Source organism: Brachybacterium sp. ACRRE, assembly GCF_022346485.1.
Classification (GTDB): Bacteria; Actinomycetota; Actinomycetes; order Actinomycetales; family Dermabacteraceae; genus Brachybacterium; species Brachybacterium halotolerans.
The window spans coordinates 32722-58906 of record NZ_JAKRMO010000010.1; the positions used below are offsets into that span (position 1 = coordinate 32722).

A 26185-nucleotide genomic window follows, 5' to 3' on the forward strand; every position below is an offset into this window, starting at 1 on the left:
GGGCAGCGGGACGGCCGACGGGCCGAACGGGTGACGGGGTGGAGGGCCGACGGGCCGACGGGATCGGGCCCGTCAGAACCCGGTGTCGGTCGGGCGCGGGTACACGCGCAGGTACTTGCGCACGAAGTTGAGGCCGGAGGTGCGCGCGTACGCCTTCATCCAGGCCCCTTCCGGACGGTACAGGAAGGGATTCGCGAGCGCGGTGCGGGCGACGTCCTTCACGCGCGCCCGCAGATGCGCATCGCGCACGTAGCGCAGCACGAGCCGCACCGGCAGGATCGTGTAGAGCACCGGACGGGTCACCACGACCTGGTCGATGTCCTCCCCGTGCACGAGGTCCTCGACGATGTGCCGGGCGACGGACTCGCCGGCGGCGGTCACGTAGTAGTTGTTGCGCCCGATCCGCGGGTTGATCTCGAAGAAGCACTGCTCTCCGGTGCGCGGATCGACCTTCACGTCGAAGTTCGCGAAGCCGACGTAGTCCACCGCGTCCAGGAAGCGCGAGGCGGCCTCGACGAGCTGCGGGTGGGCGCCCGTGATCATCGCGGCCGGACGGCCCAGGGCCTCCGGCGTGTGCTCGCCCAGCAGCACCTGTGCGGCGCACAGCAGGGTGACGCGTCCGCGGCTCGAGCGGTAGGCGGTGATCGATCGCTGCGCGGTGTCGTCGCCCGGGACCAGGTCCTGGAACAGGAAGCGGCCCGTGAAGCCCGCGTCGCGCAGGCTGCGCACCAGGCGCAGACGCTGCTCCTCGCTCTCGAGGAAGAACACCTTGCGCTTGCCGGGGAAGGACACCCGGCCGTACTCGGCGGTGTTCGCGGCCTTGCCCACGCAGGGATAGGCCCAGGGCAGCGGGTCCTCCCCGTCCCAGTCCGCGTCGCGGGCCCGTGCGAAGTCCACGACCTTCGTGGGCGGGGTCGCGATGCCCAGACCCTCGCAGATCTCCTGGAACTCGGCCTTGTCGGCGAGGCGCTCGAGCTGCGCGGCGTCGACCTGGGAGAGCAGGTAGTGCTCCTCGAGATCGGCCCGGTGGGCGTCGATGAAGGCGACCAGCGAGTCGGCGTTGCACAGCAGCAGTGCGGGACGACCCGCAGGACGCTGCTGCGCGAGCTCGACGAGCACGTCGCGCATCTCCTCGTCGCTCGCGTCCGCGCCCAGCACGATGCTGCGCGCGGTCACGGTGCGCTCGTTCATCGCCACGGGCACGCGGCACACGAGTGTGGACACGATCCCGTACTCCTGATGGAACGCGATCGTGAGGTTCAGGGTGTTCAGACCCGCTCCGAGCACGACGACGTCGAAGCCCGGATCGGCCGTCGGGGGGGACGAAGGCATGCGTGGGATCCTACCGCGCGCTCACGCGTTCTCTCCCAGGTGGGACACGGATCTCAGCGTGCGCCGGCAGTGCTTAGCCACAGGGTCGTGTCCGCGGGCAGCGCTCGCAGGCCGGTCGCGTCGTCCTCGTGGGAGGCGATGAGGACGCGGGCTCCGGCGAAGCGGGGATCCTCGTCGACTCGCACGCTGCGGCCGGTCGTGTTCACGAGCACCACCAGATCGCCGCGGCCGACGCCGAGCACGCCGTCGGGGAGGCCCTCGAGGAAGGAGACGGGACGCTCGTGGCGGCCCAGCTCGAGCTCATGGCGCAGGGAGAGGGCGCGCCGGTACATCTCGAGGGTCGAGTCCGGGTCCTCCGCCTGGATGTCGGCCGCGAGGTCGGCGAACTCGGGCGGCTGGGGCAGCCAGCTCCTCCCGCTCGGGGAGAAGCCGTAGGCCGGGGCGTCGTGGAGCCAGGGGAGAGGGACGCGGCAGCCGTCGCGACCGGGCACGCCCGCCCGCTTGTGGGCAGGATCCTCGCGCAGCTCGTCGGGGATCTCCCGCACCTCGGGCAGACCGAGCTCCTCGCCCTGGTAGAGGTAGGCGGCGCCGGGCAGGGAGAGCATGAGCAGGCTGGCGGCGCGGGCGCGGAGCAGGCCGAGGGCGGCGTCGGGCTCCTCGTCGCGTGCGAGGCCCTCGCCGAAGGAGTGCTCGGGCGGGAAGCCGAAGCGGCTCGCGTGGCGGATGACGTCGTGGTTGGAGAGCACCCAGGTGGTGGGCGACTGCACCGCGTCGGCCAGCGCCAGGGGCTTCTCGATCGCCGCGCGCAGGGCACCGACGTCCCAGCGGGCCTGGAGGAAGCCGAAGTTGAAGGACTGGTGGGCCTTCTCGGCGCCGATGTACAGCGGCAGGCGCCTCTCGGGGATCCAGGCCTCGAGCACCATCATGCGATCGCCCGGGTACGCGTCGAGGATCGGGCGCCACTCGCGGTAGATGTCGAGCACGCCGTCGTTGTCGAAGTAGACGGGCACCTCGCCGTCGGGGATGTCGATGAGGCCCTCGGAGTTCACGGTCGCGTCCGGCAGGCCCTCGGGCTTGATCATGCCGTGGGCGACGTCCACGCGGAAGCCGTCGGCGCCGCGCTCGAGCCAGAAGCGCAGCACGTCCCGGAACATGGCCCGGACCTCGGGGTTCTCCCAGTTCCAGTCCGGCTGGGAGGTGTCGAAGATGTGGAGGTACCACTGTCCGGGAGCGCCGTCCGCCTCGGTGACGCGGGTCCAGGCGGGACCGTGGAAGATCGAGGTCCAGTTGTTCGGAGGCAGCTCGCCGTGCTCGCCGCGACCGTCGCGGAACACGTACATCTCTCGCTCGGGGGAGCCGGGGGCCGCCGCGAGCGCTTCCTGGAACAGCGGGTGCTGGTCGGAGGAGTGGTTGGGGACGATGTCGACGATCACGCGCAGGCCCAGGGCGTGGGCTCTCGCGAAGAGCTCGTCGGCGTCGGCGAGGGTCCCGAAGCGGGGGTCGACGTCCATGTAGTCGGCGACGTCGTATCCGGCGTCCTTCTGCGGGGACGTGTAGAACGGGGAGAGCCACACGGCGTCGACCCCGAGCGCCGCGAGATGCGGGAGGTGCGCGGTGATGCCGGCGAGGTCGCCCATGCCGTCGCCGTCGGCGTCCGCGAAGGAGCGCGGGTAGACCTGGTAGACCACGGCGTCGCGCCACCATTCGGGCGCCTGGCCGTGGTCGCTCGCGACCGCCCCGGGGGCCTTGGGCGTCGGACTCGGGACGATGGAGGCATCCGCGGCGAGGGGATCGATGGTGCGGGTGTCTGCGGCGAGCGGATCTGCGGACTGCGAGGACATGGGGCCTTCCTGAGGGTGACGACGGGCATGGCGGTGGGTGCGCGAGGACGCGCAGGGGTGGGTCGCGTGCGGTGCGGAGGGGGTGGCTCTCAGGCGGTCCCGCGCGGGAGCGACAGCAGGCTCGCCCCGGCGGAGTCCGCCGTGAAGGTCACGGTGCTCCCGTGGGTCGAGGCGGCGGCGCCGCCCACGCGAGGAAGCAGCTCCGCAGGTCCGGCTGCGGGGAGGCAGGCGAGGTCCAGCGCGACGGGCGCGTGGGGCCCGCGGGCAAGATGCACCACGGTATCGCCGAGCGGATGCGTGCGGGCGATGACGAGCGCGTCGTCACCGGCGTGCAGCCAGCGCAGCCCTCCGCGGCGCAGCGAGACCTGCTCGCGCCGCAGTCCCAGCAGGATGCGGGTGGCCTCGAGCACCTCGAGGTCGACGCGCTCGGGGTCGGCGGCCGCGATCGCTTCCCAGGGCATGGGGGTGCGGGAGTGCTCGCCGGTCAGCCCCGTCGCGCCGAGCTCGTCGCCCGCGAAGACGGTGGGCACTCCGGGCAGCGTCGCGAGTGCGGCGACCGCCGTGAGCTGCCTGCCGCGCTCGCCGACGACCGTGCGGGTCCGCGGGGTATCGTGGCTGGACAGCTGGTTCTGGGAGTGCACCCGGGAGGGCCAGGGCAGCTGGGCGTTGTAGTCGCGCAGGGTGCGCGAGACGGGCCCGCCGCCCAGGCGGGGCAGGGTCATCGGAAGGCCCAGCCAGTTCAGGTCGCTGCCGGGCTCTGCGAGCCACGCCCACAGCGGGCGCGTGAATCCGGCGTAGTTCATGGTGCCGTGCCAGCCGTCCCCGGCGAGGTCCCCGCTCGCATCGTGCCCGTGCTCGGCGACGAGCCAGGTCTCCCGACCCGTCTCCTGCTCGGCGCCGCGCAGGGTCGCACGGATCTCGCGCGCGACCTCGTGCGTGACGTCGACGGAGCCGTGGCGACCCGTCATGTTCGCCACGTCGATGCGCCAGCCGTCCGCGAGGAACGGTGCGCGCAGCCAGCGGCCGACGACGCTGCCCGGGCCGCGGGTGAGCCGTTCGCGCAGGCGGGAGTCGCGCAGGTCGAGCTTCGGCAGTGACGGGACGTCCATCCAGCTCGTGTAGGAGTCGGGATGCTCCTCGAAGAGATAGAAGCCGGCCTCGGAGGATCTGGCGTCGGCCTGTGCGGCGCGGAACCATTCGTGGGTGGCACCGGTGTGGTTGGTGGTGAGGTCGAGGACCAGTCGCATGCCGCGGGCGTGGAGCGCCTCGGAGAGCCGCGCCAGCGCCTCGTCGCCGCCCAGCAGGGGGTCCACGCGGTCGAAGGTCGAGGCGTCGTAGCGGTGCACGGACCCCGCGGGGAAGACGGGCGTGAGATACACGGTGTCCGCCCCCAGGGAGGCGATGTGGTCGAGGCGCTCGATGATGCCGTCCAGGTCACCGCCGAACATCTGGCGTCCGGTGAGGTCGCCGCTCACGGCGGGCTCGTCGTCCCAGTGCATCGGCACCGCCCAGTCGGGGAGCTCCGACGGGGCGGGGCGGCCGTCCTCGTCCACGGGGGTGGTCGTGCTGCGAGCGAAGCGGTCGGGGAAGACCTGGTAGACGATGGCGTCGTCCACCCAGGTCGGCGCGTGCTCATGGGTGACCAGCCGGAAGTCCGTCGCGTCCGACACGTCCCAGGGGAAGAGTCCCGCCGCCGTCAGCCACGCGTACTCGGGGACCTCACGGCCGTCGACGCTGCGTGCCCCGGAGTCGGCGAGCACGCAGAAGCGATACGGGGTGATGGGGTTCGTCGCCCGCAGGCGCACGGACCACCAGGTGCCCGTCGCCGCGCCGCCGTCGGCCGATCTCCCCGGGCTCTCCGGATCCTCCGGGGCGAGCGGGGACGTGAGGATCTCGCCGTCGCGCACCGCGCGCAGCGCGATGGTGCGCACCGGGTAGGAGGCCGGGACCCAGACCCGCAGCAGGGCCTCCTCGCCGGGCCCATCGGGTCCCTGCACGTGCAGCGGCCCGGAGTCATGGTGGGGCTGCAGAGGGAGGGCCAGTCCAGAGGGCTCCGTGCAGGTGCCGCCGGTCGCCCGAACGGCGGGAGCGGGATCGTCAGGTGCGTGCATCGAGCGCTCAGCCCTTCACGGCGCCGGCCGTGGAGCCGCCCACGATGAAGCGCTGCAGGAACTGGTAGAGCACGATCACCGGGACCATGATCATCACGGAGCCTGCGGCGAAGACTCCCAGGTTGTTCGAGCGGTCGCCCGAGAGCATCCCGTACAGGCCCACGGCAAGGGTCTTGTGGTCATCGCTCGTGAGGAAGATGGACCCGAGCAGGAAGTCGCTCATCACGCCCACGAGGCTGAGCACGAGTGTGGTCGCGAGGATCGGCACGAGCGCGGGCAGCAGGATCCGCGAGAAGACCTGCCAGTGGCTCGCACCATCGATGATCGCGGCCTCGTCGAGTTCGCGCGGGACGGTGTCGAAGAACCCCTTGATCAGCCAGACCTGACCCAGGGAGCCGCCGAGCATCACCACGATGTAGCCGGGCAGGGTGTCCAGACCCAGGAACGGGATGATCTTCCCGAGGCCCGAGATCATCGTGTACACGGCGATCATCGAAAGGATCGCGGGGAACATCATGATCAGCAGCAGCGAGAGCATGCCGGCGCGTCGACCCGCGAAGCGGAAGCGGCTGAAGGCGTAGGACGCGAGCACCGAGAGGAGCACCTGCACCGTGGACACCACGACGCACACGATGATCGTGTTGAGGTACCACCGCAGGAACGGCCCCTTCTCCCCGCGCAGCAGGGTGGCGTAGTGCTCGAGGCTGAAGGACCTCGGCAGGATCCCCGTCGAGGAGACCGTGCCCAGAGGATTCAGCGACGCGGAGATCACGAAGAGGATCGGGAAGACGGCGAAGAGGACCGCGATGACCCCCACCAGGTGGCGCCAGCCGATCTCCGCGAACCAGCGGCCCAGCGGCATCCGCCGGGACCGGGCCGCCGAAGGAGCGGGGCGCGAGCGGATCGACGGCTCCGTGCCGGCCGACCGGTGAGTGCTGTGCGATGTCATGGCTTCTCTCCGTCTCTCAGTTGACGTCTTCGAGTCGGGCGGTGAAGCGGAACTGCACCGCGGCGAGCACGCCCGTGAGGACGAACAGCGCGACGCTCATGGCCGAGGCGAAGCCGAAGTCCGCGCCCGAGCCTCCGAACGCGGTGCGATAGACCATCGAGATGATGATGTCCGTCGCTCCGCGCGTGTACTGCCCGGCGGGGAAGGGTCCGCCGCCGGTGAGCAGCTGGATCGCGTTGAAGTTGTTGAAGTTGAAGGCGAAGGACGCGACGAGCAGCGGTGAGACCGCCACCAGGAGCAGCGGCATCACCACCTTGAAGGTTGCCTGCAGGCGGGATGCGCCGTCCATCCGCGCGGCCTCGAGCACGTCCTTCGGGATCGACTGCAGCGCCCCGGTCGAGATGATGAACATGTAGGGGAATCCCATCCAGAGGTTCGTCAGCAGCACGGCGACCTTCGCGAGCGTCGGATCGCCGAACCAGTCCAGGTGAAGGTGCAGGGTCTGGTTGATGAGCCCGAAGTCGCGGTTGTAGAAGTTCGACCACACCAGCAGCGCGATGAACCCCGGCACCGCGTAGGGCATCAGCAGGATCGAGCGGTAGATGCGCCGCCCGCCCAGCCGCTCGTCGTTCAGCACGAGGGCGAGGGCGAAGCCCACCAGGAACGTGAGTCCCACGGAGCCCGCGGCGAACACCAGGGTCCAGCCGAAGGCGCGCGCGAACTGCGAGCCGATCGAGGCGTCCGTGAACAGGCGCAGATAGTTCGCCCCGCCCACGCCCTGCAGCCACGACTGCGGCAATCGGTCGCCCTTCTCGTCCACGAAGTACTCGCTCGTGCCGACCTTCTTCACCGAGTACACGGTCCCGTTGACCGAGTCGGTGATGGTGTCGGCCTTCTCGTCGTACTGCAGCGTCTTGGTGCCCTCGAAGGCCTGCGTCGTCCCCTGGGGGCGCAGGGCCGTGGTCTCCCCGGTCTCGACGCCCACGTCCTTGAGCGTCCCGTAGACCTGGTTGACCTGCTTCGCGGTGAGGATCGTGAAGCCGTCGGCCGCGGTGACCCGGCCGTTCGTGACGGTCACGGAGCCTGGATCCGCCGTGGTGGCGGGCTCGGTGGCGCTGCCCTCGGTGACCGTGGAGCCGTCCCGGCCGACGAAGAAGAAGGTGTACTCCTCGGGATCGTCGGACCCGGTGAAGCCGCCGACGACGCCCACGGACATCGCCTGGCGCTCGCTGTCGGGCGTCTGCTGCACCGAGTTCGAGGTGATCGAGGCGATCGCCTCCTCCTTGGTGCCGCGCTTGGCATCGCCGAAGTTCGTGAACGAGTAGCCGACAGTCAGCACGATCGGCACGATCAGGAACACGACGAGGAAGAACGTGCCGGGGAAGATGTACTTGCCGGGCACGAAGCGGCGCGTGGAGTAGAGCACGAAGATCGCGACCGCGGCCAGCAGCAGCACGGCGAGCCACAGCCACTGCTGCTGCGCGATCATCACCGGGGCGATCCACACCGTCACGGCCAGCACCGCGCCCAGCAGCAGGATCCGAGCCAGCAGCGCCGGCACTGTGGAGCTCCGGGAGGCGTGCCCGGGAGCCTTCGTGGACGTCATGGTGCTCAGGAGACCTTCGAGGAGATCTGCTTGCCGGCGGATTCCATGGTGGACTTCGGGTCGGCGCCGCCGATGATGTTGGCCTGGGCCTGGCCCAGCGGCTTCCACACCTCGCCCATCGCGGGGATCGCGGGCATCGGATCGGCGTTCTTCTCCGCGAGCCCGGCGACCTTGGCCATCTCGGGGTGGTCCGACGCGAGCTCCTTCTGCAGGTCCTTGTTCACCGGGGGGAGCTCGTTCTTGGCGAACATGGCCTTGGCGAGATCGGCGGTGCCGGCGACGTCGGCGAGGAACGTCTGGGCGTTGCCGGCGTTCTTGCCGTTTGCGGCCGCATAGAAGCCGTTGACGCCCGCGAAGGGCACGGCCTTGTCCATGCCCTCGAAGCCGGGGACGGCCGAGAGCGCGACGTCGATCTTCGCCTTCTTGATGTCGGCGATCGCCCAGGGGCCGGAGATCAAGTACGCGGACTTGCCATCGGTGAACAGGGAGATCGCGTTGTCGCCCGTGATGGAGGTCTTCAGCACGCCCTTCTTGCCGAGCTCCTTCATCTTCTCGCCCGCGGCGATCGACCCCTCCTTGCCCACGCCGAGGTCCTTGGGGTCGTACGCGCCCTCGGAGTCCTTGCCGAACAGGTAGCCGCCGGCCGAGGTGTACAGGGGCTCCATGTGGTAGGCGTCGCCCTCCTCTCCCACCGGGAGCGAGAGCACGTTGTCCGCGCCGCCCGCGGTGCCCGCCTCGACGAGCTCCTCGAAGGTGGAGGGCTCCGGGACGTTCGTGAGCTTCTTGTTGGCGAACAGCACCAGGGTCTCCACGGCGTAGGGGACGCCGTAGGTCTGGCCGTTGTACTGCATGGCGTCGAGCGCGACCGAGAGCGTCGTGTCCTCGGCGTCCGCGGGCAGCTGCACGGTGGAGATCGCGCCGTTCTGCACGAGGTTGCCGATCCAGTCGTGCGCGCCCATCACGATGTCCGGGCCGTTGCCGGCCTGGTTCGCGGTGACGAAGGAGGTCTGCAGGTCGTTGGCGACCGTCTGCACGGCGACCTTGAGGCCGTTGTCGGTGCCCCACTTCTCGGTCGGTTCCTTGAGGGCGGTGGCCTTGGCCTCGTCGGCCCAGATCACGAGGTCCGCGCTGGCGTCGGCCTGAGGCGCTGCGTCGCCGCCGCCGTCGGACGCGGCCCCCGCGTCCGACGCGTTCGAGGAGTCGGAGTCGGAGGAGCCGCACGCCGAGAGCAGGGCGGCAGAGGCGCCAGCGGCGCCGAGGGCGAGAAAGGACTTGCGACGGATGAGCACCGGATTCTCCTTCGAATGGTGGATCAGGCAGAGCGGCGACCGTGCCACCTGCGTGCATGAAGGTACATGCACTCAGCAACCGAACGCAAGCTTGTGCAAGAACTTGCAATCACGTACAGTCGGCGCGGCTGGATGGTGCAGGTCACGACGGAGGGGACGGCACGTGGGAAGCAGGCTCATCGACATCGCCGACGAGGCGGGCGTCAGCGAGGCGACGGTCTCGCGAGTGCTCAACGGTCGCGGGGGAGTGAACGAGGAGACGCGCCGCAGCGTCCTGGAGATCGCGCGACGCCGAGGACGGCTCTCGGCCCGCCAGCCCGCCGTCTCCCACGAGCGCACCGTGGGCGTGATGGTCCCCGATCTCGACAACCAGGTGTTCTCGGTATGGCTGGAGAGGATCGAGGCGCACCTGCATGCGAGCGGAGCCGCGCTGCTGGTGGGCATGCGCGCGCGCACCCCGGAGCGCGAGCGCGAGACGCTGGACCGATTCCTTCTGGCCGGGGTCAACGGGGTGATCATGGTCAGCGGCTTCCACGCGCGTGCCGAGGTCCCGCTCGAGGCGTACCGTGACGTGACCCGAGCCGGCATCCCCCTCGCGCTGGTCAACGGCGTGCGCGACGACATCGACGCCGCCTTCGTCTCCTCCGACGACGCCCACGCGATCGACGTCTCGATGCACCATCTGCGCGAGCTCGGTCACCGCGTGATCGGCCTGGCCGTGGGGGACGAGCACACCTGGCCCGTGCGCCGCAAGGTCGCCGCCTTCGAGGCCTCGGGAAGCGCCGTCGAGCGCCCGATCGCCTTCACCGACTTCTCCTACGGCGGCGGCTACGAGGCTGCCGTCGAGCTCGTGCGGCTGGGGGCGACGGCGATCATCTGCGGGTCCGACGTCATGGCCGCCGGTGCTCTCGAGGGCCTCGCCTCGGTGGGGCTCTCCGTGCCCGAGGACGTCTCCGTGATCGGCTACGACGACGTCCCCTGGGCGGCTCTCACCACACCGCCCCTGACCACCGTGCGACAGGGCGTCGACGCCATGGCGCGGGCCGCGGTGCGCGTCGCCCTGCGCGGCGGCGAGGAGAGCCGGCGCCCGCTGCGCACCGAGCTCGAGGTCAAGCCCCAGCTCATCGTCCGCGCGAGCACGGGTGCGGCACCGGGGAGCGTGACCCGACGGGCGGCTCGGGCCGACGTCGGGACCGGCGCCTCGGGCCGATAGCATGGATCGGTGACCACCGAGACCACCGAGACGGCCCAGACCCCCGAGAACCCCGACGCCGCCGGCATCAGCGACGCCAGCTACCGCCGCGCGCAGACCCGCAGCGACGCGCTGTGGGAGAAGATCCGCACGAACCCCAGCGGGCTGCGGATGCTCACCGGGGACCGCCCCACGGGCGCGCTGCACATCGGCCACTACTTCGGCTCCCTGCGCAACCGGGTGCGGCTGCAGCAGGCGGGCGTGGAGACCTGGCTGATCGTCGCGGACTACCAGGTCATCACCGACCGCGAGGTGCTCGGCGACATCCGGGGCTCGGTGCGCGAGCTGATCACCGACTACCTGGCCGCCGGCATCGACCCGGAGCAGGCCACGATCTTCACGCACTCCGCGGTCCCCGCGCTGAACCAGCTGATGCTGCCGTTCCTCTCGCTCGTCACCCAGCCCGAGCTCGAGCGCAACCCCACCGTGAAGGCAGAGCTCGCCGCCGCCGGCAAGTCGGCGATGGGCGGGCTCATGCTCACCTACCCCGTCCACCAGGCGGCGGACATCCTGTTCTGCCACGGCAACCTGGTGCCCGTGGGCAAGGACCAGCTGCCCCACATCGAGCAGACCCGTGTGGTCGCCCGCCGCTTCAACGAGCGCTACGCGGGCGGGGAGCAGTACTTCCCCGAGCCCGACGCACTGCTCTCCGAGGCGCCCACGATCCTGGGGCTCGACGGCAGCCACAAGATGAGCAAGTCCCTGGGCAACACGGTCATGCTGCGCATGAGCCCCGAGGAGACCGCGAAGAAGATCAAGAAGGCCAAGACCGACTCCGAGCGGGAGATCACCTTCGATCCCGAGAACCGCCCCGAGGTCGCGAACCTGCTGACCATCGCCTCGCTGTCCACGGGGCGCAGTCCCGAGGAGATCGCCGCCGAGATCGGCGACAAGGGCGCGGGCACCCTCAAGGTGATGACCGCCGAGGTCCTCAACGAGCACCTGGCGCCCCTGCGCGAGCGCCGTGCCGAGCTCGAGAAGGACCCCGGCTACCTCTTCTCGGTGCTGCGCGCGGGCAACGAGCGCGCGAACGCCGCGGCCGACGAGACCCTCGCCCACGTGCGCGAGGTCATGGGGATGGTCTACTGACCCGTCGGCCGACGGCCACGGTTCAGAAGCTGCTCGAGCTGCCCGCTCCCGAGAAGCCGCCGCCCGAGTACCCGCTCGTGCTCCCGGAGGACGCCGACGGATTGCGGTGCGTGTCCAGCGCCGTCGTGGCGCCGCCGTACCAGGCGCCCGTCCACAGCACGGGGCTCAGCGAGTATCCCGAGACGTAGTCCTGCGGGTGCCGGGCGAACTGCCGCCCGCGCACCGAGGTCGGGAAGTCGCTGGCGAAGTGCTCGGGCTCGGCGTCCCGCATCACCTTCGCCTCGTCCTCATCCTGCGTGCGGGCGCCGATGGCCTCGTCGCGCAGGCGCTCGCTCGCCACGGACAGCCGCTCGGTGAGCTCGTCGAGCCTCTCCAGCGCGTCGTCCGGGCTGATGCCGCCGTCGAGGTAGGCGGTGGAGACCTCCTCGAGGTCGCTCGAGACCTGCCGGGTCGTGGACCGCAGGCCGGCGGCCGCATCGGAGCCTGTCGTGGCGCCCTGCTCCCCGTGAGTGTCGGCGTCGGCGTCGGCGTCGGCGTCGTCGGCGCTCTCGAGGACCTCCGCGATGGTCTGCTCGACCGCGGCCAGCGACTCGTCGAGCGGGCGCCGCTCCTCCTCCCATGCGCTCCGGAAGTCTCCCGTGCGGCCGAGGAGCCGGGCCGCGCCGATGATGGTGTCGTCGGCGCGATCGGCGACCTCGACCGACGCCGCGAACTCCTTCGCCCGGCGCGCCGACGCCGGGCCGATGCCCCACAGCGGTCCCGGGCGGGCGGGCAGCACGGAGGAGGCGGTCTCCGCGTCGTCGACAGCGCGGCGGTAGTCCTCGACGTCGGCGAGGATCGTCGCCCCGTAGGAGGAGTCGCGCGGGATCCGGGAGGCGGCCTGATCGGTCTCCTGCCGTTTCGCGCGCACGTCGTCGAAGCGCTCGCGGGCGGTGCGGACCCGGCGGCGGCTGCCGGCCCCGCGGGCGAGCGCGGCCACGGCCCCGGCGCCGAGGGCGACGAGCGCGATGAAGGCGCCGATGATCGCGCCCGGACTCCGCCACCAGGGGCGCCCCAACAGGTCGGCGTACTTCTGGGCGCCCGCGTCGAAGGCATCCGCCCACGCGCCGTCGGAGGCGTCGTCCTTCATCGCGTCCTGCACGTCCTCGAAGTCGCCGTCGGAGAGCTTGACGTCCTCCCCGGCGTACGTCCCGACCTTCCGGTTGTCCGGGTCGATCGCGAGGATCACGACGCCGTCGGCCCACTTCTCCCCGTCGATCCAGTCGGGGTGCTCGGACCTCGCGAAGTGCAGCACCGCGTCGTTCAGCCCGGTATCGGCCGACGGGTCGGCGTCGTGCCCGGAGATGTCGAGGGTGACCACCTTGAGGTCGACGGGAGCGGCGGCCTCGCGGAGGTCGATGTCCTGGAGTCGGCCCTCGAGAGCATCCGGGTCGTCGATGACCCCCTGCGCGTCGTCGATCTCGACGGAGCCCGGGGGAGCGGCGTGCGCGCCCGGGGCCAGCAGGGGAGCGAGCAGCGTCAGCAGCGCAAGAGCGCCGACGAGCACGAGGACGAGGCTCCGCACGTGGGCCGACGGTGCCGGGGCGCGGGTCGTCGCCCGGGGAGCGGGAGGAGCCGGAGGAGCGGTCGGGGCCTGGGGATGCGGGTCCATGGCTCCACGCTACGGAGCACCTGGCGTGCGGGGGATCCGCCGATCGTCGGTCCCTGCACCTGCGCAGGAAGGGCCCTTATACTCGCCTTAAGCAGACCTTTGGGTGGTGGTCGGTGCGCCGGAACCGCCGCCCCGGACGGAAGGGAACACGCATGCCCATCTTCGAGAACGTCTCCGAGCTCGTCGGCCGCACTCCGCTCGTGCGCCTGAACCACCTGGGCGACGAGGTCGTCGCCGACGTCGTCGCGAAGCTCGAGTTCTACAACCCCGCCGCCTCCGTCAAGGACCGCATCGGCGTGGCCATGATCGACGCGGCCGAGCGCTCCGGCCAGCTCCAGGAGGGCGGCACGATCGTCGAGGCCACGAGCGGCAACACCGGCATCGCCCTGGCCATGATCGGCACCTCGCGCGGGTACCGGGTCGTCCTGACCATGCCCGAGTCCATGTCCAAGGAGCGGCGCGCCCTGCTGCGCGCCTTCGGGGCCGAGCTCGTGCTCACCGAGGCCTCCAAGGGCATGAAGGGCGCCGTGGAGAGGGCGCAGGAGGTCGCGGAGGAGACCGGCGGCGTCCAGGTCAAGCAGTTCGAGAACCAGGCCAACGCCGAGATCCACCGCACCACCACCGCGGAGGAGATCTGGGAGGACACCGACGGCGAGATCGACGTCCTCGTCGCCGGCATCGGCACCGGCGGCACCATCACGGGCGTCGGCCAGGTCCTCAAGGAGCGGAAGCCCGGCGTGCGGATCGTCGCCGTCGAGCCCGCCGAGTCCCCGATCCTCAACGGCGGTCAGCCCGGCCCCCACAAGATCCAGGGCCTCGGCGCGAACTTCGTGCCCGCGCTGCTGGACACCGACGTGTACGACGAGGTCATCGACATCGACGCGGAGACCGCCATGGAGCGCGCCCGCTCGATCGCCCGCAGCGAGGGCCTGCTCGTGGGCATCTCCTCGGGCGCCGCGATCGAGGCCGCCGTGCGCGTGGGCTCGCGCCCGGAGTTCGCGGGCAAGCGGATCGTCGTGGTCGTGCCCTCCTTCGGCGAGCGCTACCTCACGACCCCGCTGTACGCCGAGTACATGGACTGAGGTCCGCATGGGCCTCCTCTCCCGCGTCCGCGGCGGTCGACGCGATGGGCGCGTGCGCGGGACCGCCGCGTCGCTGGACGGACGATCCGATGCCGCGGACCTGCGCGGCGCGCTCGCGGCCGTCCGCGAGGACGTCACCGCGGCGCGCCACCGCGATCCCGCGTCGACCTCCGACCTGCAGGTGCTGCTGACCTCCCCGGGACTGCACGCGATCTGGTCGCACCGCCTCGCCCACCGCCTCTGGGGCGCCGGGCGCGGCGGGCGACTGCCCGCGCTGCTGCTCGCCCAGGCCACCCGCTCGGTCACGGGCGTGGAGATCCACCCGGGCGCGCGCATCGGGCGGCGCTTCTTCATCGACCACGGCATGGGCGTGGTCATCGGGGAGACCGCCGAGGTGGGCGATGACGTGATGCTCTACCACGGCGCGACCCTGGGCGGACGCTCCATGGAGCGCACGAAGCGCCACCCCACCGTGGGCGACGGCGTCGTCATCGGAGCGGGCGCCCGCGTGCTCGGCCCGGTCGCGATCGGCGACGAGGCGCAGGTCGGCGCCAACGCGGTGGTCGTGGCCGACGTCCCAGCGCATGCGACCGCCGTCGGGGTCCCCGCGCGGGTTCGCCGCGAGCGCGCCCATCCCGAGGAGCTCGTCGACCCCGCCATCTGGATCTGACCCGCGGCCGCGCTCACGGCCCTGACCCGGGACCGCGCTCAGCCGAAGGGTTCGAGGAAAGGGTTCGTCGCCCCGTCGCGATGGCTCTCCCAATCGGGGAGCACCTGGTGGGCGTCCTCGGCGATCACGTGGTCGAAGGCGGCCCGCGCGAACGGGTCCCGCGGAGGATCGATGTCGATGAGCACCGTGGTCGCACCGTGCTCGCGCGCGAGCGGGGCGAGCGCCGCGGCCGGGAACACGGTGCCGCTGGTGCCGACCACCGCGAACACGTCGGCCGAGATCGCGAGGGCCTGCGCGCGCGAGAGCGCGGCCTCGGGGAGCATCTCGTCGAACAGCACGACGTCGGGCCGGGTCGGGCTCCCGCACACGGGACAGCGGGAGGGCGCGCCGTGGTCCTCGGCGCGATCACCGTCGCCCGGCGTCAGCGGGGCCTCCCACGTGCAGTCGGGGTCGATGCAGACCGCCGCGTACGCGCGGCCGTGCAGCTCGCTCACGTCGCGGGACCCCGCCGCCTGGTGCAGGCCGTCCACGTTCTGGGTGATCACGGGCGCGCCCATGCGGGCGATCGCGTAGTGCCCGGGGGTCGGCCCGTGATCCGCCGCGACCTTCGCCATCCCGCCCCACACGCGCCACAGCGCGGGCAGGGATCCGGGCAGGGCATCGGCGTGCATGGCGCTCTCGAGGTCGGGCGAGAGCGCCCAGAGCCCGTCGGGCCCGCGGAAGGTGCCGACCCCGGTGCGGGCGCTGAGCCCCGCCCCGGTGAGGACGACGAGCCGCTGCGAGGGGTCCGGACGGAACCGGGGGGTCACCACTCCTCGTGGGTCCTCGAGTCCCAGGCGGCGTCCTCGCCCAGGTCCAGCGTGTCGAGCAGGGCGCGGTCCTCGTCGTCCAGCGCCACGGCGCCCAGGTCGAGGTTGGTGCGCTGCCGCTCGGGGTTCGCGGACTTCGGGATCACGACGATGCCCTGGTCGACGGCCCAGCGCAGGGCGATCTGCGCGACGGCGACACCGTGCTTGTCGGCCACCTTCCGGATCGCGAACTGCTCGCCGAGTCCCTCGCGGCCGCCGAGCGGCCCCCAGGCCTCGGTGACGATGCCGTGCTCGTCGTGGAAGGCGACGGCGTCGTGGCGCTGGAGCGCGGGGGAGAGCTGGATCTGGTTGACCTCCGGCCACTCGCCGGTCGCGTCGAAGAGCTCCTGCAGCTGATCAGGACGGAAGTTCGAGACGCCCGCGTGGCGGATCAGGCCCTCCGAGCGCAGGTCCAGCAGGGTGCGCCAGGTGTCCAGAGCCAGGCCGCGGGAGGGGTTCGGCCAGTGGATGAGGACGAGGTCGACGCTGTCCAGGCCCAGACGGCGCAGGGACTCGAGCACCCCGCCGCGAGCGGCCTCGCGGCCCTGGTCGCCGCCGGCGACCTTCGTGGTGATGAAGACGTCGGCCGGATCGAGGCCGCTCGCGCGCAGACCCTCGCCCACGGCCGCCTCGTTGCCGTACTGGGCGGCGGTGTCGATGAGCCGGTAGCCGCCGCGCAGGGCCGCGGCGATCGCCTCGGCGCCCTCGACGCCCTTGGTCGAGGAGGTCCCGAAGCCGATGAGCGGGATCTCGGTCCCGTCGGCGAGGGTGCGGGTGGGGGCCGACGGGGCGGCTGCTGCGGACGACGTGCTCATGGGGACCTCCTGGGTCGGTGGGTCGTGCAGTGCTGTGCTGTGACGTGCTGTGGAGCGGGTGATATGCGGGGCTGCGGGCGACGGACGGCGGGGGAGCCGGCGGTCAGCGCCAGGACGCGGGGGCGTGGGGCGGGACGAAAGCGGCGATCTCCTCGGCGCTGGGCAGGGCGGTCTCCAGGGAGCGCTCCATCATCAGCTGCTGGGAGCCGAACTCCTCGAGCCCGCGGCGCACCGTGAAGCCCAGGCGCTGCAGCAGGGACACGCTGCGCTTGTTGCGGGTCTGCGTGACGGCGATGACGTGGTCGTCCTCGAGGTTCTCCTGCGCCCAGGCGAGCAGCTGGCGGCACGAGGCCGCCGCCAGGCCCTGGCCGGTGGCCTCGGGCAGCAGCGCATAGGAGAGCTCGAGCTCACCGCGGTCGTAGTCCAGGGTGATGGACCCGATCATGCGGTCCTCGTCGTCGGCCCGGTCGATCACCCAGTGCCCCCAGCTCAGCCCCAGCGGGGACAGCTCGAGGGCCTGGCGGGACGCGTAGTCGACGGAGCCTCCGAGGTACTCGCGGGTGATCGGATCGGTCATCAGCCGGATCATCTCCGACCGGTCTCCGTCGTGCGGGGCGCGGATCACGACACGCTGCCCGCGGATCGTGATCGGCCATTCCCACGTACCTTCCCGAGTCACCGTGCCAGCCTACCGTCCCGCCCCGGTACAGTGAGATCCGCGCCGCGATGACGCGGTCGCGAGTCTCCCGGCTCACCCCTCCCACCTGCGAGGGAGAGCCCCGCACGAATCAGGAGAGCAGATGCCCGAGGCCATGGAGCGCACCACCCCGCTGCACGCCGTGCACGAGGAGCTGGGCGCGACGTTCACGGACTTCGCGGGATGGCAGATGCCCGTGCGGTACAGCTCCGATCTGGCCGAGCACAAGGCCGTGCGCGAGCACGCGGGCATCTTCGACCTCAGCCACATGGGGGAGATCGAGCTCGTCGGCCCGGAGGCCGGAGAGGCCCTGGACCGGGCGCTCGCCGGCAAGCTGTCCGGCATCTCGGAGGGTCGTGCGAAGTACTCGCTGATGCTCACCGAGGACGGGGGGATCGTCGACGACCTCATCGTCTACCGCCTGGGGGAGCAGCGCTTCCTCGTGGTCGCCAACGCCTCCAACGCCGACGTGGTCGCCGCGCAGCTGCGCGAGCGCAGCGCGGGGCTCGACGTCCAGGTCGAGGACCGCTCCGCCGACGTCGCCCTCATCGCCGTGCAGGGCCCCGCGAGCGCCGACATCGTCACCCGGGCCCTCGTGGGGGCGCGCACCGGCGTCAACATCCAGGAGATCGCCGAGCTCAAGTACTACCGCGTGCTCGCGGGGACCTTCGAGGGCGAGGAGCTGCTGGTCGCCCGCACCGGGTACACCGGCGAGGACGGCTTCGAGCTGTACGTCCCCTCCTCCCACGCCCGCGCCCTGTGGGACACGGTGGTCGCCGCCGGCGGCGCCGAGCTCACCCCCTGCGGTCTCGCCAGCCGCGACACCCTGCGCCTGGAGGCCGGGATGCCGCTGTACGGTCACGAGCTGGGTCGCGACACCCTCCCCGCCCAGGCGGGCATGGGGCGCGTCGTCGCTCTCACCTCGAAGGGCGATTTCGTGGGCCGCGCGGCCATCGAGGCCTCGGACCCCAGCGGGAGGCCCGTGCTCGTGGGCCTGGTCGCCGAGGGCCGACGGGCCGGGCGCGCGGGTGCCCGCGTGCGGGACGCACAGGGCCAGGACCTGGGCGAGATCACGTCCGGCGTGCTCTCCCCGACGCTCGGCCATCCCATCGCCATGGCCTACCTCGACCCGTCGGCCGCCGCCGAGGGCACCGAGGTGATCATCGACGTGCGCGGCAAGGACCTGCCCGCGACGGTCGCCGCCCTGCCCTTCTACCGACGCTCCTGACTGCCGCTCCCGACCTCTGCTCCACCATCGCCCCGTCCCGGAAGGACCGACCATGAGCAACGAACTCCTGTACAGCAAGGACCACGAATGGGTCCGCGTCGACGAGGACGGCATCGCCGTCATCGGCGTCACCGACTTCGCAGCCGGCCAGCTCGGCGACGTCGTCTACGTCGATCTTCCCGAGGTCGGCGCGAGCATCAGCGCCGGCACCGAGATGGGCGAGATCGAGTCCACGAAGTCCGTCTCCGACCTGTTCGCCCCGCTCGACGGCACCGTCACCGAGGCCAACCAGGCCGTCGTCGACTCGCCGGAGCTCGTGAACTCCTCGCCGTTCGAGGACGGATGGCTCGTCAAGGCCTCCTTCCTCTCCCTGCCCCCGGACCTCATGAACGAGGCCGAGTACAAGGACTCCGTCGGCGAGTGACCGGGCGGACGGGGACGCATCCGCGTCGCCCCGTCCACCATCGGGCGACGGGCCCCTCGTTCCCTCGGTCCGCCCGTCGGCCTTCCGGGCCGGGCCCTCTCCGTGCAGGCCCCCCGCACCGCAGCACCCCTCCCATCCGCGACACCCGATGAGGCGACCCACGTCGATGACCAGCACCGCCAGCCCGTTCCCCCACGACGCCTTCGTCCACCGCCACGTCGGGACCGACCCCGACGCCCAGCGCCGCATGCTCGAGGCCGTCGGCGTCGCCGATCTCGACGCCCTGCTCGAGGCCGCCGTGCCCGGGACGATCCTGCTGGATCCCCGCACCGACGACGCCCTCGGCGACGGTGCGACCGAGACGGAGGTGCTCTCCGAGCTGCGCGGGCTCGCGCGCGCCAACACGGTGCGCACGCCGCTGCTGGGGGAGGGGTACTACGGCACCGTGACCCCCGCGGCCATCCAGCGCAACGTCCTGGAGAACCCCGCCTGGTACACCGCCTACACGCCGTACCAGCCGGAGATCTCCCAGGGCCGCCTCGAGGCGCTGCTGAACTACCAGACCGTGATCGCCGACCTCACCGGCCTGCCGATCGCGAACTCCTCGATGCTCGACGAGGCCACGAGCGCCGCCGAGGCGATGCTCCTGGCGCGCCGCGCGACCCGCGCGAAGGTCGCCCGCTTCGTCATCGACGAGGACGTGTTCACCGCGACCGAGGCCGTGGTCCGCGGCCGCGCCGAGGCCGTGGGCATCGAGCTCGTCAGTGCAGACCTCAAGGACCCGGCCTCCGCGGCCGCGGCCCTCGAGGACGGCGCCTTCGGCGTGCTCGCCCAGTACCCCGCCGCCTCGGGACTGGTGTGGGACCCGCAGCCCCTCGCCGAGGCGGTCCACGCCGCGGGCGGCAAGATGATCCTCGCGAGCGACCTGCTCGCCCTCACCCTGCTCACCCCGCCCGGGGAGCTCGGCGCGGACGTCGCCATCGGCTCCTCCCAGCGCTTCGGCGTGCCGCTCGGCTTCGGCGGCCCCCACGCCGGGTTCATGTCCGTGGCCAAGGGCCTCGAGCGCCAGCTGCCGGGCCGTCTCGTCGGCGTCTCCCAGGACGCCGAGGGCAATCCTGCGCTGCGCCTGGCCCTGCAGACCCGCGAGCAGCACATCCGCCGTGAGAAGGCCACCAGCAACATCTGCACCGCCCAGGTGCTGCTGGCCGTGATGGCCTCGATGTACGCGGTCCATCACGGGCCCGACGGGCTGCGCCGCATCGCCCGGCAGGTCGCCGCGCGCACCGCGGACCTCGCCTCCGCGCTCTCCCGCAGCGGCTTCCCCCTCGCGCACGACGCCTTCTTCGACACCCTCACCGTCGGCGTCGCCGGCCGCGCCGAGGAGATCGCCGCGGCGCTCGCCGAGACCGGCTACCTCGTCCGCGTCGTCGACGCGGACACCCTGCGCCTGAGCCTCGACGAGACCACCGACGCCGGTGACCTCGAGGCCCTCGTCGGCGTCCTCGACGGCTTCGCCCCCGCGGAGTCCTCGCTCCCCGACGCGCCCGTCTCCGACGCGTCGACCGAGGCTGCGGCCGACGGGTCGGGCTCCTCGCAGGCGGTCGACGAGGACGGGCTCCCGGAGATCGGCGCGGGCTGGCCCGCCGAGCTGCACCGCACGAGCGCCTGCCTCGCCGACCCGGTGTTCTCCTCCTTCCATTCCGAGACCGCTCTCATGCGCTACCTGCGGCGCCTCTCCGACCAGGACTACGCGCTGGACCGCGGCATGATCCCGCTGGGCTCGTGCACCATGAAGCTCAACGCGGCCGTCGAGATGAGCGCGATCACCTGGCCCGAGTTCGCCGCCGTGCACCCCTTCGCCCCGCGCGAGGACGTCGAGGGATACCTCGAGCTCATCGACTCCCTCGAGCGCTTCCTCGCCGACATCACCGGTTACGACACCGTGTCCCTGCAGCCGAACGCCGGCTCCCAGGGCGAGTACGCGGGTCTGCTCGCGATCCGCGCCTATCACCTCTCGCGCGGCGACTCCGAGCGCACCGTGTGCCTCGTGCCCGCGAGCGCCCACGGCACCAACGCGGCCTCCGCGGTCCTCGCGGGTCTGCGGGTCGTGGTCGTGGCCTCGGACGCCGAGGGCAACGTGGAGGTCGACGACCTCCAGCAGAAGATCAAGGACCACGGCGACGAGCTCGCCGCGATCATGATCACCTACCCCTCCACCCACGGCGTCTACGAGCAGCAGGTGCGCACCGTCTGCGAGCTCGTGCACGACGCGGGAGGCCAGGTCTACGTCGACGGCGCGAACATGAACGCCATGGTCGAGGTCGCCCGCCCCGGCGAGTTCGGCGGCGACGTCTCCCATCTGAACCTCCACAAGACCTTCTGCATCCCCCACGGGGGAGGCGGCCCGGGCGTCGGCCCCGTCGCGGCCAAGGCGCACCTCGCGCCGTTCCTGCCTGGCCATCCGCTCATGCAGAACCCCGAGCACTACGTGGCCGGGCACCCCGCGACCGTCCACGGCGGCGCACCGGTGTCCCAGGCCCCCTACGGCTCGCCCTCGATCCTGCCGATCCCGTGGGCGTACATCCGCCTGATGGGCGGGGCGGGTCTGCGGCACGCCACGGCCTCAGCGGTGCTCGCCGCGAACTACGTCGCCGCGCGCCTGAAGGACGTCTTCGACATCCTCTACCGCGGGGAGAACGGGCTCGTCGCCCACGAGTGCATCCTGGACCTGCGCCCCTTCACCGCGCGCACCGGGATCACCGTCGACGACGTCGCCAAGCGCCTCATCGACTACGGCTTCCACGCGCCCACGATGTCCTTCCCCGTGGCGGGGACGCTCATGGTCGAGCCCACCGAGTCCGAGGACCTGCCGGAGCTGGACCGCTTCGTCGACGCGATGCTGATGATCGCCGAGGAGGCCGAGCAGGTCGCCTCCGGCGCCTGGCCGAAGGACGACAACCCGCTGGTGAACGCGCCGCACACCGCGCAGGCGATCGCCCGGGACGACTGGGCGCACCCCTACTCGCGGGAGATCGCCGTCTACCCGGGCGTGCACGCCTCGCGGGAGGACATCGCGCAGAGCCGTCGCCACGACAGCGTGCAGATGCGGATCGCCGCGAAGTACTGGCCGCCGGTGCGCCGCGTCGACCAGGCCTACGGCGACCGCAACCTCGTGTGCACCTGCCAGAGCCCCGAGGCCTACGCGGATTCCTGAGACGCCGCGATTCCGCGATCCCGCGTCCGACGTCGGCCGTCGACGGCCGCATGAACCTGCGTGTCATCCGGTTTCGGCCGAGGGCGCGGGCACCCGTAGCCTGCGGTCATGACCGAGATCCTCACCTCCCACGCCGGCTCCCTCCCGCGCACCCCCGAGCTCATCGAGGCCAATGCGCGGCGCGAGGTCGCCGATGACGGCGTCACCCCGATCATCACCGACGAGTTCCGCCAGATCCTCGCCTCCGCGGTCGACGACATCGTCGCGCGCCAGCAGCGCGTGGGCATCTCCGTGCCCAACGACGGCGAGTACGGCCACGCCATGGGATCGGCCTACAACTACGGCACCTGGTGGAGCTACATCTTCGACCGCGTGAGCGGACTGCAGATCACGGGGGTGGACCACCGCAGCCAGGAGCCCGTGCGCTCTGCGCCCGGCGACGTGCGCCTGACCTCCTTCGCGGACCGCCGCGACTGGGTGCGCTTCGCCGACGCCTACGCCGACCCGGCCTCCGGGATCTCGCTCGGCGAGCAGCACGTCTTCCCCGCGGCGACCGGCGAGGTCGCCTTCACCGACCTCGGACGCGAGCTGGTCGCCCAGGACGCCGCGAACCTGCGCGAGGCGCTCGGCGCGCACGGCATCGAGCAGGGATTCCTCAACACCCTCTCGCCCGGATCGGGCAGCCGCATCCAGGACGACCACTACGGCGACGTCGACGCCTTCCTCGACGCCTGGGTCGAGGTCATGCGCCCCGAGTACCGCGCCATCGCCGACGCCGGGCTGCTGCTGCAGATCGACGACCCCTCGATCGCCGAGAACTTCGACCAGATCAACCCCGAGCCCACCGTCGAGGACTACCTCGCCTTCACCCGCAAGCGCGTCGACGCGGTCAACCGCGCCCTCGAGGGCATCCCCGCCGAGCAGGTCCGCTTCCACCTGTGCTGGGGCTCCTGGCACGGCCCCCACACCACCGACCTCGAGTTCGCGCACCTCGCGCCCACGATGCTCGAGATCAACGCCAAGTACTTCAGCTTCGAGGCCGCGAACGTGCGCCACGAGCACGAGTGGACCGTGTGGGAGGACCTCGAGCTGCCCGCGGACAAGGTCATCGTCCCCGGCATCGTCTCCCACTCCACCAACGTGGTCGAGCACCCCGAGCTGGTCGCCCAGCGCATCGAGCGCTTCGCGAAGCTCGTCGGCCCCGAGCGCGTGATCGCCTCGACCGACTGCGGGCTGGGCGGGCGCATCCACCCGGACATCGCCTGGGCCAAGCTCGACTCCCTCGTGCAGGGCGCCGCGATCGCCTCCGCGAGGCTCTGAGGGCCGCCCGACCCGGTTCGTCCGATCACGCTGTCCGGTCGGCACCGACCCGGTCCGGACCGGTCCGATCCTCGGTCGACGTTCGCATGAACGTCGCCGACACGTCACGCCGGCGTGTCCTGCGGTATCCCACTGCGGGACACGCTGAGCGCGTGAGGATACTCGTGATCGCCGAGACGTTCCTGCCGCACATGAGCGGCGTGACCGGCTCCGTCCTGCACATGGCCGACCAGCTGACAGCCCGCGGGGACGACGTCTCCGTGATCGCGCCCCACCACGCGGGCGCCCCGGACTCCCTGACCACCGCCTGCGGCGCGAGGGTGCCCATCCACGAGGTGCCGTCCCTGCCGCTCCCGGGCTATCCCGGGATCCGTGTGGCGACCGTGAGCGCGACCTCCCTGCGACGCACCATCGCCGCCCACGCGCCCGACGTCGTCCATCTCGCCTCCCCGATCGTGCTGGGTGGGCGCGCCGTGATCGCCGCCCGCCAGCTCGACCTGCCCGTGGTCGCCGTCTACCAGACCGACGTGCCCGGCTTCGCCGCCGCCTACGGACTGCCCTTCCTCGAGAACGCCTGCTGGCAGATCCTGCGCGACCTCCACCAGCGCGCGACCCTGACCCTCGCCCCGTCGACCGCCTCGCGCGATCTGCTCGCCGCCCACCAGATCTCGCGCATCCGGCTCTGGGGCCGCGGCGTGGACACCGAGCAGTTCCGCCCGACGGCCCGCTCCCGGGCCCTCCGCGCAGAGCTCGCGGATCCCACGGAGAGGGTCGTCGCCTACGTGGGGCGCCTGGCGCCCGAGAAGCAGGTGCGCGACCTGCGCGTCATCCATGACATGCCCGGGGTGCGCCTGATGATCGTGGGCGACGGGCCCGAGCGCGCCGATCTCGAGCAGGCCATGCCGCGCGCCCGCTTCGTGGGCTTCCGCCGCGGCGCCGACCTGGCCGCCCATCTCGCGAGCGCCGACCTGTTCATACACCCCGGCGAGCATGAGACCTTCTGCCAGACCATTCAGGAGGCGATGGCCTCGGGCCTGCCCGCCATCGCTCCGCGCGCCGGCGGGCCGATCGACCTCATCGACCCCAGCCGCACGGGCTGGCTGTACGCGCCCGGCGACCTCGCCGAGCTGCGTGCCCGCACCGCCGACCTGCTGTTCGACGACGCCAAGCGCGAGGCCATGGGCCGCGCCGCGCTCGAGTCCGTGCGGGAGCGCTCCTGGAGCGCGCTCGCCGACCAGCTGCGCGGCCACTACGAGCAGGCCATCCTCGCCAACGCCGGAGTGCTCGCCCTGGGCTGAGCGCGAGGGGCCGAGCGCACGGGGACCAGCGCACGGGGCCCTGCGCCCGCGCCGCGGCGTCAGTCGCCGCGGACGACGCGGGCGAAGGCCGCGAGCAGCGCCCGCCAGCTCTCGCGCGGCCCCTGCGCCGCCTCGACGGCCGCCGCGGCCTGCGCGGGCGTCACGCCCTCGGGCAGCAGATCGCTCGTCTCCGCCCAACGGCCCACGACCTCGGGCGTCGCCTCGGGGTGGAACTGCACGCCCCACGCGAGGTCCTCGGTGACGAAGGCCTGGACGGCGCCGTCGGTCCCGGAGGCGAGCAGCCGGGAACCAGGGATGGCCGGCGTCGTCGTCGGCGTCCATGCCGCCGCCGAGCACCACGAGCCCCTCGACGCCGCGCAGATCGTCCGGCACCTGATCGCCGCGGTGCGCGCGCACGAGGCGCAGGGTCACGCCCTCGGCCTCGAGCACCTCGGCGAGCACCGCGGGAGGGCAGTCCGTCTCGTGCTCGATGACGAGCACCTCGGGCCGGTCCAGGACGGAGGAGGGATCCGGATGGTCGGGCGTCATGGGGGATTCCTACCAGAGCCCGTCACATTCGGCCACACACGTGGACCGGGCGCCGCGCGGGGGAGTGATATGGACTCCGTCGGCCCGACCGGGGCCGGCGCCACAGCATCGGGATCGCCGGACACCGGCATCGGACAGGAAGGACCTCTCATGGCCGAGCGCACTCGTCGCCCGCTCATCGGCGTGACCGCTGGGACGTCCCGCCTGATGTCCGGCGCCTGGGAGGGCCACGAGTCGGTGGTGCTCACCGAGCACTACGTCGAGGCGATCCGCCGTGCCGGCGCGCGGCCCGTGATCCTCGCCCCGCAGGACGCGTGGACCGACGAGGAGCTCGCCGAGCTCGACGGCATCGTCCTCAGCGGCGGCGCCGATCTCGACCCCGCGCTGTACGGCGCCGAGGTCCGTGACACCGACATGACTCCCGCCCCGGAGCGCGACGCCTTCGAGACCGCGCTCTACCAGGCGGCCCGCCGCGTGGGCCTGCCGGTCCTGGGCATCTGCCGCGGTCTGCAGATCATCACGGTCGCCGAGGGCGGGGACCTCCACCAGCACCTTCCCGCGGACCTCCCGCAGCACCCCGTGACCGGGGAGCGGCCCACCCGCGTCGAGGTCGAGGTGGATGCGGCGAGCGACACGGCGCTCGCCGTCGGCACCCGCCCCGAGGTCACCGCGTTCCACCACCAGGGCGTGCGCACCGTGGGCGAGGGCCTGCGCGCCGTCGCCCACCACGCGAGCGGGCTCCCGCTCGCCCTCGAGGCGATCGCCGGATCGCCGGTGCTGGCCGTCCAGTGGCACCCCGAGCTCGACCGCGAGGGCGACGGGCTGTTCGAGGCGCTCGTCACCGCGATCGGCAGCGTGCCCGCATGCGCGGACGGGGCCCGTGCTGGTCTAGGATGAGGGACGTCCCCGCCGTACCCCCT

The 26185-nt window shown here is 72.0% G+C and carries 21 protein-coding genes; 10 read left to right on the top strand and 11 right to left on the bottom strand.

Annotated elements, in window-relative coordinates:
- Positions 1-72: 72 nt before the first annotated feature.
- The 6 genes from MHY49_RS04685 to MHY49_RS04710 all read right to left on the bottom strand — a co-directional run bounded on the left by MHY49_RS04685 (position 73) and on the right by MHY49_RS04710 (position 9128).
- A complete protein-coding gene (locus MHY49_RS04685; protein WP_239202929.1) occupies positions 73-1332 on the bottom strand; it encodes a carboxylate--amine ligase in 1260 nt (419 codons plus the stop codon).
- A gap of 53 nt (positions 1333-1385) precedes the next feature.
- Positions 1386-3173, bottom strand: coding sequence for a glycoside hydrolase family 13 protein (locus tag MHY49_RS04690; protein WP_239202930.1), 1788 nt, complete (start codon positions 3171-3173; stop codon positions 1386-1388).
- A gap of 89 nt (positions 3174-3262) precedes the next feature.
- Positions 3263-5284, bottom strand: a complete 2022-nt coding sequence (locus tag MHY49_RS04695; RefSeq protein ID WP_239202931.1) for a glycoside hydrolase family 13 protein — start codon at positions 5282-5284, stop codon at positions 3263-3265.
- A gap of 7 nt (positions 5285-5291) precedes the next feature.
- On the bottom strand, positions 5292-6233 hold the full coding sequence (locus MHY49_RS04700; protein ID WP_239202932.1) for a sugar ABC transporter permease: 942 nt from the start codon (positions 6231-6233) through the stop codon (positions 5292-5294).
- A gap of 16 nt (positions 6234-6249) precedes the next feature.
- Positions 6250-7839 (bottom strand): ABC transporter permease subunit, encoded by a 1590-nt coding sequence (locus tag MHY49_RS04705; RefSeq protein WP_239202933.1) that lies wholly within the window; start codon positions 7837-7839, stop codon positions 6250-6252.
- A 5-nt stretch (positions 7840-7844) separates the two neighbouring features.
- The gene (locus MHY49_RS04710) at positions 7845-9128 is read right to left on the bottom strand and encodes an extracellular solute-binding protein (protein ID WP_239202934.1); all 1284 of its coding nucleotides are present in this window, start codon (positions 9126-9128) and stop codon (positions 7845-7847) included.
- A gap of 163 nt (positions 9129-9291) precedes the next feature.
- Between MHY49_RS04710 and MHY49_RS04715 the strand changes: the two genes are divergently transcribed.
- Positions 9292-10341, top strand: coding sequence for a LacI family DNA-binding transcriptional regulator (locus MHY49_RS04715; RefSeq protein ID WP_239202935.1), 1050 nt, complete (start codon positions 9292-9294; stop codon positions 10339-10341).
- Between the two features lie 66 nt (positions 10342-10407).
- Positions 10408-11469, top strand: a complete 1062-nt coding sequence (trpS, locus tag MHY49_RS04720) for a tryptophan--tRNA ligase (protein WP_200501678.1) — start codon at positions 10408-10410, stop codon at positions 11467-11469.
- A gap of 22 nt (positions 11470-11491) precedes the next feature.
- Here trpS and MHY49_RS04725 read toward each other — a convergent pair whose 3' ends face one another.
- Entirely contained in the window at positions 11492-13120 is a 1629-nt protein-coding gene (locus MHY49_RS04725) for a DUF5129 domain-containing protein (protein ID WP_239202936.1), read from the bottom strand.
- A gap of 152 nt (positions 13121-13272) precedes the next feature.
- Between MHY49_RS04725 and cysK the strand changes: the two genes are divergently transcribed.
- Both cysK and epsC read left to right on the top strand, forming a co-directional pair.
- The gene (cysK, locus tag MHY49_RS04730; protein ID WP_239202937.1) at positions 13273-14202 is read left to right on the top strand and encodes a cysteine synthase A; all 930 of its coding nucleotides are present in this window, start codon (positions 13273-13275) and stop codon (positions 14200-14202) included.
- A gap of 7 nt (positions 14203-14209) precedes the next feature.
- Positions 14210-14872, top strand: a complete 663-nt coding sequence (epsC, locus tag MHY49_RS04735; protein ID WP_239202938.1) for a serine O-acetyltransferase EpsC — start codon at positions 14210-14212, stop codon at positions 14870-14872.
- 38 nt (positions 14873-14910) lie between these two features.
- Here epsC and MHY49_RS04740 read toward each other — a convergent pair whose 3' ends face one another.
- From MHY49_RS04740 to MHY49_RS04750, 3 genes are all read right to left on the bottom strand, one after another.
- Positions 14911-15681, bottom strand: coding sequence for a Sir2 family NAD-dependent protein deacetylase (locus tag MHY49_RS04740; protein ID WP_239202939.1), 771 nt, complete (start codon positions 15679-15681; stop codon positions 14911-14913).
- Positions 15678-16535, bottom strand: a complete 858-nt coding sequence (locus MHY49_RS04745) for an aldo/keto reductase (protein WP_239202940.1) — start codon at positions 16533-16535, stop codon at positions 15678-15680. Before MHY49_RS04745 ends, MHY49_RS04740 begins: the two co-directional genes overlap by 4 nt.
- Before the next feature lie 103 nt (positions 16536-16638).
- Entirely contained in the window at positions 16639-17214 is a 576-nt protein-coding gene (locus tag MHY49_RS04750) for a GNAT family N-acetyltransferase (RefSeq protein WP_200501320.1), read from the bottom strand.
- Between the two features lie 121 nt (positions 17215-17335).
- Here MHY49_RS04750 and gcvT point away from each other — a divergent pair, with 121 nt between their 5' ends.
- From gcvT to MHY49_RS04775, 5 genes are all read left to right on the top strand, one after another.
- Positions 17336-18460 (top strand): glycine cleavage system aminomethyltransferase GcvT, encoded by a 1125-nt coding sequence (gene gcvT / locus MHY49_RS04755; RefSeq protein ID WP_228358730.1) that lies wholly within the window; start codon positions 17336-17338, stop codon positions 18458-18460.
- A gap of 52 nt (positions 18461-18512) precedes the next feature.
- Positions 18513-18884 (top strand): glycine cleavage system protein GcvH, encoded by a 372-nt coding sequence (gcvH, locus tag MHY49_RS04760; RefSeq protein ID WP_239202942.1) that lies wholly within the window; start codon positions 18513-18515, stop codon positions 18882-18884.
- A gap of 166 nt (positions 18885-19050) precedes the next feature.
- Positions 19051-22098 carry an aminomethyl-transferring glycine dehydrogenase gene (gene gcvP, locus MHY49_RS04765; RefSeq protein WP_239202943.1) on the top strand — a complete coding sequence of 1016 codons (3048 nt, stop codon included), beginning with the start codon at positions 19051-19053 and terminating at the stop codon, positions 22096-22098.
- A gap of 108 nt (positions 22099-22206) precedes the next feature.
- The gene (locus tag MHY49_RS04770; protein WP_239202944.1) at positions 22207-23418 is read left to right on the top strand and encodes a cobalamin-independent methionine synthase II family protein; all 1212 of its coding nucleotides are present in this window, start codon (positions 22207-22209) and stop codon (positions 23416-23418) included.
- A gap of 152 nt (positions 23419-23570) precedes the next feature.
- Positions 23571-24716, top strand: a complete 1146-nt coding sequence (locus MHY49_RS04775; RefSeq protein ID WP_239202945.1) for a glycosyltransferase family 1 protein — start codon at positions 23571-23573, stop codon at positions 24714-24716.
- A gap of 59 nt (positions 24717-24775) precedes the next feature.
- On the opposite strand, the gene MHY49_RS04780 is transcribed toward MHY49_RS04775, so the two are convergent.
- Positions 24776-24955 (bottom strand): hypothetical protein, encoded by a 180-nt coding sequence (locus MHY49_RS04780; protein ID WP_239202946.1) that lies wholly within the window; start codon positions 24953-24955, stop codon positions 24776-24778.
- A 460-nt stretch (positions 24956-25415) separates the two neighbouring features.
- On the opposite strand from MHY49_RS04780, the gene MHY49_RS04785 reads away from it, so the two are divergent.
- Complete coding sequence (locus MHY49_RS04785) at positions 25416-26162, top strand: gamma-glutamyl-gamma-aminobutyrate hydrolase family protein (RefSeq protein ID WP_239202947.1); 747 nt, start codon at positions 25416-25418, stop codon at positions 26160-26162.
- Positions 26163-26185: the final 23 nt, after the last annotated feature.